The organism is Actinomadura sp. BRA 177 (assembly GCF_013372625.1).
GTDB lineage: Bacteria > Actinomycetota > Actinomycetes > Streptosporangiales > Streptosporangiaceae > Spirillospora.
Window position 1 is genome coordinate 1 of the sequence record NZ_JABXFD010000203.1, and the last position, 8,818, is coordinate 8,818.

The window sequence follows — 8,818 nt, forward strand, 5'->3', positions numbered from 1 at the left end:
CGCGAACACCGTGTCGCTGACCGTGGCCGAGGCCATCCGTGTGCAGGGCCCGGAGCTGTACGGGTTCGTGCTGTTCGGGTGGTGGACGTCCGGCGGGGGCATTGAGGGCACCTTCCTGTGGACGGGGACGCACCCGCCGCTGCTGAACGCGATGCCGGAGCGGGCGGCGCGGGAACTCGCGGACGTGCTGGCCGCACGGGGCCCGGCGATCGCGGGTGTCAACGGGACACCAGTGACCGCCGCGGCGTTCGCGGAGGCGTGGCGGCGGCGGACGGGGGCGCCGAGCCGGATCGGGATGCGGCAGCGGCTGCACCGGCTGGCGCGGCTCGAACCGCCCGACCCGGCACCGGACGGCGCCGCGCGCGTCGCCGGGGGCGCCGACCTGGACCTGGTGCTGGAGTGGTCCGCGCAGTTCCACCGGGACGCCGGCGGCGGCGCGCCGAACGCGGCGGTCACCCGCGGCAGGCTCGCGGAGGGCGGCATCACGCTGTGGGAGGCCGGCGGGCGGCCGGTGGCGATGGCGGGCCGAACCCCGGCCGTCGCGGGCGTGGCCAGGATCGCGCCCGTCTACACACCGGCCGAGTACCGGCGCCGGGGGTACGGCGCCGCCGTCACCGCCGCCGCGACGCAGGGCGCGCTGGACGCGGGGGCCGGCGGCGTCGTGCTGTTCACCGACCTCGCCAACCCGACGAGCAACGGCGTGTACCGGCGGATCGGCTACCGTCCGGTCGAGGACCGGGTCGTGCTCGCCTTCGGCTGAGGCGGGCACCGGCTACTTGACGCCGGCCTCCTTCATGTCGCGGAGTTCGCGCTTGAGTTCCTTGATCTCGTCGCGGAGGCGGGCGGCGAGCTCGAACTGCAGGTCGGTGGCGGCCTGGTGCATCTGGTCGGTCATCTGCTCGATGAGGCCCTCCAGCTCTTCGCGGGGGCGGTCGCCGACGAGGTCGGCGGCGTGCCGGCCGACCTCCTTCGTCCGGGACGCGAGGCCGGGGACGGGGGCCTTGCCGCGGGACTGCTGGCGTCCGGCGCCGCCGATCAGGGTCTCGGTGTCGGCGTCCTCGCGGGCGAGGGAGTCGAGGATGTCGGCGATGCGCTTGCGGAGGGCCTGCGGCTCGATGCCGTGCTCGGTGTTGTAGGCCTGCTGCTTGGCGCGGCGCCGGTTGGTCTCGTCGATCGCGCGCTCCATCGACGGGGTGACCGTGTCGGCGTACATGTGGACCTGGCCGGAGACGTTGCGGGCCGCGCGGCCGATCGTCTGGATGAGGGACGTCTCGGAGCGCAGGAAGCCCTCCTTGTCGGCGTCCAGGATCGCCACGAGGGACACCTCGGGCAGGTCGAGGCCCTCGCGGAGCAGGTTGATGCCGACGAGGACGTCGAACTCGCCGGCGCGCAGCTCGCGGAGCAGCTCGATGCGGCGCAGCGTGTCGACCTCGCTGTGCAGGTAGCGGACCTGGATGCCGAGTTCGAGGAGGTAGTCGGTGAGGTCCTCGGACATCTTCTTGGTGAGGGTGGTGACGAGGACGCGCTCGTCGCGTTCGGTGCGCTCGCGGATCTCGTGGATGAGGTCGTCGATCTGGCCCTTGGTGGGCTTGACGACGATCTCCGGGTCGATCAGGCCGGTGGGGCGGATGACCTGCTCGACGACGTCGCCCTTGACGCGGTTCATCTCGTAGGTGCCGGGCGTCGCGGACAGGTAGACGGTCTGGCCGATGCGGTCGAGGAACTCCTCCCACTTCAGCGGACGGTTGTCCATCGCGGACGGCAGCCGGAACCCGTGCTCGACCAGCATCCGCTTGCGGGACGCGTCGCCCTCGTACATGGCGCCGATCTGCGGGACGGTCTGGTGCGACTCGTCGATGACGAGGAGGAAGTCCTCCGGGAAGTAGTCGAGGAGGGTGTTCGGCGCGGTGCCGGCGCCGCGGCCGTCGATGTGCCGGGAGTAGTTCTCGATGCCGGAGCAGCTGCCGACCTGGCGCATCATCTCGATGTCGTAGGCGGTGCGCATGCGCAGCCGCTGCGCCTCCAGCATCTTGCCCTGCCGCTCCATCACGGCGAGGGTCTCCTCCAGCTCGGCCTCGATGTCGCGGATGGCCCGCTCCATGCGCTCGGGGCCGGCGACGTAGTGCGAGGCGGGGAAGACGTACAGCTCCTCGTCCTCGGTGATCAGCTCGCCGGTGAGCGGGTGCAGGGTGGCGAGCTTCTCGATCTCGTCGCCGAACATCTCGATGCGGACGGCGAGTTCCTCGTACTGCGGGATGATCTCGATGGTGTCGCCGCGGACCCGGAACGTGCCGCGGGTGAACGCGAGGTCGTTGCGGCTGTACTGCATGCCGACGAGCTGGCGGAGCAGGTCGTCGCGGTCGATCTCCTGGCCGACGTGCAGCCGGACCATCCGGTCGACGTACTCCTGCGGCGTGCCGAGGCCGTAGATGCAGGACACCGACGCGACGACGACGGTGTCGCGGCGGGTGAGCAGCGAGTTGGTCGCCGAGTGCCGGAGCCTGTCGACCTCGTCGTTGATCGAGGAGTCCTTCTCGATGTAGGTGTCGGTCTGCGGGATGTACGCCTCGGGCTGGTAGTAGTCGTAGTACGACACGAAGTACTCGACGGCGTTGTGCGGCATCATCTCGCGCAGCTCGTTGGCGAACTGCGCCGCGAGCGTCTTGTTCGGCTGCATGACGAGGACGGGACGCTGCAGCTTCTCCACCAGCCACGCGATCGTGGCGGTCTTGCCGGTGCCGGTGGCGCCGAGCAGCACCGCGTCCCGGTCGCCGCCCTCGACGCGGGCGGCGAGCTCGGCGATCGCCGCCGGCTGGTCGCCGGACGGCGTCATCTCGGTGACGACCTCGAACGGCGCGACGCGGCGCCGCAGGTCGGTGACTGGGCGCATCGGCACTCCCCTGCTCCGGCACAATCCCTGCTTTGACAACTGTATGCAGGGCCTCCGACATTCCGCGCCCGTGCCGGTCAGCCCGCGCCGGTCAGGAGGCGGGCAGCGGGAGCCGGGCCCGGACGGCGTAGCCGCCCTCGCGGGGCCCGGCCTCGAAGCTGCCGCCGAGGGCGTGCACGCGCTCGCGCAGCCCGACCAGGCCGTTCCCGCCGCTCGGCAGCCGGTGCTCGGGCCGGGCGGTGGGCGCGGCGTTGACGATCTCCACCTCGATGGCCTCGGGCAGCAGGCCGAGGGACACCCGGGTGTCGGCGGCCCCGGCGTGCTTGTGGACGTTGGTGAGGGCCTCCTGGACGAGGCGGTAGACCGTCCGTCCGACGGCGTAGGTCATGGGCCGCTCCTCGCCGCGGACCGCCAGGTCGACGCGGAGGCCGGCGGCACCGGACTGGCCGACCAGCTCGCGGACGTGGGCGAGCGTGACCGCCTCCTGGGGAAGGACCTCCTCGCCCTGCCGCAGGACCCCGATGACGTGCCGCAGCTCCTCCAGCGCCTGGCGTCCCATGTCCCCGATGACGGCCGCGGTCTCGGCGGCCCGGACGGGGTCGCGGCTGGCGATCGCCTTGAGTGCGCCCGAGTGCACGACCATGACGCTGATCCGGTTGGCGACCACGTCGTGCATCTCCCGCGCGATGCGCGTGCGTTCCTCTCCCCGCGCGCGCTCTGCGAGAAGGTGCTGTTCGCGTTCGAGCCTCGCCGCGCGCTCCTGGAGCGATGCGAGGAGCTGCTTGCGCGCGCCCATGTAGAGGCCCAGCAGCACGGGGACGGCGATGAACGCGATGCCGAAGATGGCCTGCACGGCGAAGTTGTCGGTCGTCGCCGTCGGGGACGGGAACGCCAGCCCGGCGATGTAGGTGGCGACGGCGATCGTCAGCACCGTCCGCCGGGACGAGGTGTACGCGGCGAGCGAGTACAGGACGACCAGTGCGGCGAAGACGCCCGCGCCGGTGACCGTCCCGAACACGAGCGAGAACAAGGCGAGGCCGACGGGGTGGACGCGCCGCACGACCAGCGCCAGCCCGAGCACGACGCTGCACGCCGACACCACGGACGGCGGCAGCCAGAACCGCTGGTCGGTGAACCACAGGAACACGGCGTCGCCGGAGGCCAGCGTCACGGCGAGGAAGATGTCGAGCGCGCGCGAACGGCGGGTCGGCCAAGCCCCCATGACCGCACCCGTCCACCGGCCCCGCACGTGCATGCGAAGAGTCTATGGCTAGCGGAAGCACACCCGGTTGCGCAAGTCTACGAACCCCTTACCTGCAGGGCTTTTCCGGGGTCCGGACGCTGTGGTTACGATGACGGCGCCGACCATGCCGTTCACGGGGACGAGTCCGCGCGTCCCTTGAACGTCTCCGGCGCCGACCAGGACGCCGACCAGGACGGGGTGCCAGCCGACCATGACCCGCTTCACCAACTGGCTCGGGAAGAACGCCGACGCCGTGATCGCGCTGGTCCTGGCGATCGTCGTCGCGGTGCTGGGCCTCGGGGTGAACCTCCCGAACGAGGACGAGATCACCAACAGCGGCATCCTCGCGGTGATCGGCCTGCTGGCGACGTCGGTGCTGCGGGACCGGGGGCGGCGCATCCCCGTCGAGGCGGAGGTCCGCGACACGCTGCGGTCGTCGTCGGCCACGCTCGGTGAGCTGGACGCCAAGCTGGCCCACATCGAGACGTTCGAGAACGTCCTGTCCGACACCCAGCGCGCCCTGGACGAGACCACGGTCGTTCGCGTGATCAGCGGCGGGCAGGTCGCGCACGTCCTGGAGGAGGCGCGCCGCGACACCGACCGGTGGTTCTTCAAGGGCGGGACCGGCACCTATATACGCGCGCGGACGCTGCCGGAGTGCGTGGCGGCGGCGCGTAGGGAGCGGCGCACGCTGCTGTTCAGGCTGGAGATCCTCGACCCCACGAACGTGGAGGTGTGCGAGGCGTACGCGCGTCACCGCCGTTCGGTGTCGGACGGCCCGGACGCGACGGGCGAGCCGTGGACGCTGGAACGCACCCGCAAAGAGGCGTACGCGACGATCCTGGCGGCGTGCTGGCAGAAGCAGCGGTTCGCCATGCTCGACATCGACATCGGACTGGCGCAGACCATGACGACGCTGCGTTACGACCTGGCCGCGTCCCGCCTGGTGGTGACCCGCGACGATCCGCGCGGTGAGGCGCTCGTCGTCGACAGCACGAAGTTCTACTACAGCTGGGTGAGCGCGGAGCTGCAGACCAGCCTGGACCAGGCGCGCCGCGTCCCGGTCGAGCAGGCGCGGCTGGCGCCGCTGGACGAGGAGCCGACGGTCGAGGAGGTCCGCAAGCTCTTCGAGGTGATCGGCATCGACCTCGCGTCCGGCTACACCGACCGGGACGTCATCGAGATCATCCGGAAGGCGCTGCGGGCGAAGGACCCTTACGAGTGAGGTACGCGCAGATCCGGGAGGAGATCCGCGCCGGGACCGGGGCGCGGACGCTGCCGGCGTGGGCGGGACGCGTTCTCGACGGCGTTCTGGAGGGGCTCGCGGCGGGCGCGCCGCCGGTCCGGGCGGTGCGACACCCGCTGGGCTTCCTGTGCCTGCCGGTGGAGCGCAGCGGTGATCTCGGCGTGTGCCTGCACATCTGGACGCCGGAGGTGCGGCCGGCGCCGTCCACCACGTCGCCGGTGCACTGCCACAGCTGGGATCTGCTCAGCTTCGTCCTGTACGGGACGGTGCGGAACGTCCGGATGGACGTGGACGAGGCCATGCCTCGGGTAGGCGGCCCGCAGCCGCCCGAGGATCAGCTCCTCGGCGGCCATGCGCATCATCGCGGAGGAGTCCGGTGTCCTTGACGGTGCGCCGGGCGAGGAGATGGTGTGGCTCGTCGATCCGCTGGACGGCACCAACAACGTCGCGATCGGCATGGCGGTGTACGCGGTGGGCCTGGCGCTGTGCGCGCGCGCCGAGCCGGTCTTGGGTGTCGTCCATGACCCGGTGTCGGGACGAACGTGGTCGGCGATTCGCGGTAAGGGGACGCTGGGGCCGGAAGGGGAGACCTTGACGCTGCCCGATCGTCCACGACCGGGCCGGAAGAACAACCCCGTTCTGGCATGGACGCAAGGGCATCAGGTCAAGTCGAGCGATCTCGCCGCTTCCGCCTTGCGCATGGCCTTGGAGAAGCAGAGTGCGCGCGTCCTCCAGCTGTGGGCGCCGCTTGTGGCGTGGGCGATGCTGGCACGCGGCGACATCGACGGCATCGTGGGCTATCTGCCGGAGATCGTGGACCTGCCCGCCGGGGCACTGCTTGCCGCCGAGGCGGGCGCGGAGCTGCGGCGCCTGGACGGCGGCCCGTACGAGCTGGGCATCGACCGTCCGGCGTCCGAGCTGGGTTTCGTGGCCGCCCGCCCAGACCTCCTGGACCGCCTCCTGGAGACCACGACATCGATTGCCATGCCCGACGGCAGCTTCCACGTCGCCTTCTGAGCGCCTACCGGGTCAGCAGCAGCGCCCCCACGGCGGCAGCGCACCCCAAGACGGCCAGGACGGCCCCGGTCAGGACGAACTTGCGGATCGGTACGCGCACGTCCCACCGGCGGCACCACTCGAACCACAGCAGCGTGGCCAATGAACCCCATGGAGTGATGACCGGCCCCACGTTCGTCCCAATGAGCAAGGAGAGAAGCTGGTCCTTGTTCGACGCCGGTACGGCCGACTCCCCCGCCACATACGCGGGAAGGTTGTTGAGGACGTTCGACAGCCCCGCCCCGGAGAACGCGGCCCGGAACGTCCCCGCGGCGTCGCCGTCATGGCCGACGAGGGCGCGCATCGCATCGTCCAGTCCCCACCGTTCGAGCGTGGGGACGACCAGGAACAGCCCGGTGACGAAGACCATGAGCTGCCACGGGATCAGCACGGGCCGCAGCACCGACCGGTCGCGCACGGCGAACGCGACGACGGCCACGGCGGCGGCGATGGTCGTGGCGATACCGAGCTGGATGCCGGTGTGCACCCCGGCGAGGATCGCGCCGATGAACAGCAGGCACGCGCCCCCGGTGGCGGAGAACAGCACCGGGTCACGGATGGGCGCGAGATCCGGCGGATCGTAGGCGTCGTCACCGCGCATGCGGCGACGCCAGTAGAACGCCCACAGCAGCGCCATGGTGACGGCCACGACCGCCAGTTGCGGCGCCCACATGCGGGCCGCGAACGCACGCGTCTCCAGCGCCACCCGGTCGGCGGCGAGCAGGTTGGTCAGGTTGGAGACCGGCAGCAGAAGGCTCGCGGTGTTGGCGAGCCACACCGTGGTCATGGCGAGCGGCAGGGTCGCGATCCGCGCGCGCGCCGCCAGCGCCAGCATGACCGGTGTCAGCAGCACGGCGGTCGTGTCGAGGTTGAGGAAGATCGTGGTGAGCGACGCGAACGCCACGCACAGCAGGAAGAGCGCGACGTAGTTGCCGCGCCCTGCCCGCGCCATCCGCTGCGCGATCGCGTCGAAGACCCCGGCCTCCTTGGTCAGCTCCGCCAGGATGATGACGCTGAACAGGAAGAGCAGCAGCGGCGCGACGCGTCCGATACTGGCCCGCGCCGTGCCGGCGGGCAGCAGCCCGGTGGCGACGAACGCGACCCCCAGCACGAGGACCCCGATCCGGATCCGGTCGAGAACGCCCAGGGAGCCGGCGGCGCGGCGCAGGGTCTCCATCGGGGGCGGCACGGCCGCCATGATCCCATAACGGGCCCGGACACCAAGATCCAAATGCGTCCCGGGGCACTGGTTTCCGGGCCCGGCCGCGCGATACTGGCGGCATGACAACCCCCGGCGGCCATCTGCGGCAGGAGCGTCCGACCGACTTCTTCGTCAGCTACTCCCCCGCCGACGAGCGGTGGGCGTCCTGGATCGCCTGGCAGCTGGAGGCCGCCGGGCACCGGACGATGATACAGGCGTGGGACTTCGTGCCGGGGACGAACTTCATCGACTTCATGGACCGGGGCCTGTCGGAGGCCAAAGCCGTGGTCGCGGTGCTGTCGCGCAACTACCTGCGCTCCCGGTACGGGCGGCTCGAATGGATGGCGGCGCTGCGGGCCGACCCGGACGACCCGGCCCGCAAGCTCGTCACGGTCCGGATCGAGGACTGCCCGATCGACGGCCTCCTGTCGACGATCACGTACGTGGACCTGGTCGGGATCGACGACCCGGACGAGGCGCGCGGCCTGCTGATGCGGCGCATCCAGGAGGCCCTCGCCGGCCACGCACGGCCCTTGGACGGCCCTGGGTTTCCCGGCGGCGCCCTTCCAGAGGGCGTCCTGCCGGGTCGCCTGGAAGGGTCTGAGGGGCGGCAGGAGCCGGTCGGGGAGCGTCCCGTCCGGCGGGCGCCCGTCGCCGCGCCCGCGTTCCCCGCGGCGGGCGGCGGGCACGAGGCGCGCGAGCAGCTCAGCGTCCTGCACATCTCCGGCCCCCGGTTCGGCCGGACGCTCGCCGAGCCCGGCGAGCCGACCACCGCCACCGAACTCCAGGACCGCATCTGGAGCGACGTGACGCGGCTCGCCGACTCGGGCGTGCCGCGCCCCGACCTGCTGGCTGGCTCCGTCTCGCGGCGGTGGAGCACACGCCCATCGCCGGCGAGCCGGGCGCCCTGCGCGACCCGGAAACGGTGGAGATGCTGCTCGGCGGCCACGTCAACCTGTTCTTCCAGGGGACGGAGTCGGAGTTCGGCGCCGTCCCGCTGCTCGGCGACCGGGGCGTCCCGGCCGTCCCCGCGCTCGGGCCGGGGCGCCACCAGACCGTCGTGCTGCGCCGGGACGGCCTGGAGCGCTGGATCCCCGAGGACGCCGAGCGGCGCGGCCCGGAGCGCCTCGAACGGTCGTGGGCCGGCGTCCGGGGAACGTTCCCGCCGCCGCGCGCCGAGAC

8 protein-coding genes are annotated in these 8,818 nt (G+C 71.8%); 5 read left to right on the plus strand and 3 right to left on the minus strand.

Features of this window, described 5'->3' with window-relative positions; translation table 11 throughout:
* Positions 1-760, plus strand: a 760-nt coding sequence (locus HUX53_RS40810) for a GNAT family N-acetyltransferase (protein ID WP_176402391.1), incomplete at its 5' end; no start/stop codon positions are given.
* Positions 761-772: 12 nt separating this feature from the next.
* Here the strand turns inward: HUX53_RS40810 and uvrB are convergent.
* Positions 773-2,890, minus strand: coding sequence for an excinuclease ABC subunit UvrB (gene uvrB, locus HUX53_RS07260; protein ID WP_176402392.1), 2,118 nt, complete (start codon positions 2,888-2,890; stop codon positions 773-775).
* 91 nt (positions 2,891-2,981) lie between these two features.
* A complete protein-coding gene (locus tag HUX53_RS07265) occupies positions 2,982-4,145 on the minus strand; it encodes a sensor histidine kinase (protein ID WP_255205022.1) in 1,164 nt (387 codons plus the stop codon).
* A 199-nt stretch (positions 4,146-4,344) separates the two neighbouring features.
* Between HUX53_RS07265 and HUX53_RS07270 the strand changes: the two genes are divergently transcribed.
* The 3 genes from HUX53_RS07270 to HUX53_RS07280 are packed head-to-tail and all read left to right on the plus strand — an operon-like array spanning position 4,345 to position 6,396.
* A complete protein-coding gene (locus HUX53_RS07270) occupies positions 4,345-5,358 on the plus strand; it encodes a hypothetical protein (RefSeq protein ID WP_176402393.1) in 1,014 nt (337 codons plus the stop codon).
* Positions 5,355-5,765 carry a hypothetical protein gene (locus HUX53_RS07275; protein WP_176402394.1) on the plus strand — a complete coding sequence of 137 codons (411 nt, stop codon included), beginning with the start codon at positions 5,355-5,357 and terminating at the stop codon, positions 5,763-5,765. Before HUX53_RS07270 ends, HUX53_RS07275 begins: the two co-directional genes overlap by 4 nt.
* Positions 5,731-6,396: an inositol monophosphatase family protein gene (locus HUX53_RS07280; protein ID WP_176402395.1), complete on the plus strand. Its 666-nt coding sequence runs from the start codon at positions 5,731-5,733 to the stop codon at positions 6,394-6,396. Before HUX53_RS07275 ends, HUX53_RS07280 begins: the two co-directional genes overlap by 35 nt.
* A 4-nt stretch (positions 6,397-6,400) precedes the next feature.
* Here HUX53_RS07280 and HUX53_RS07285 read toward each other — a convergent pair whose 3' ends face one another.
* Positions 6,401-7,633: an SLC13 family permease gene (locus HUX53_RS07285; protein WP_176402396.1), complete on the minus strand. Its 1,233-nt coding sequence runs from the start codon at positions 7,631-7,633 to the stop codon at positions 6,401-6,403.
* Between the two features lie 83 nt (positions 7,634-7,716).
* On the opposite strand from HUX53_RS07285, the gene HUX53_RS07290 reads away from it, so the two are divergent.
* Positions 7,717-8,818 (plus strand): toll/interleukin-1 receptor domain-containing protein (locus HUX53_RS07290; RefSeq protein WP_255205023.1); only part of this gene is annotated, 1,102 nt, incomplete at its 3' end.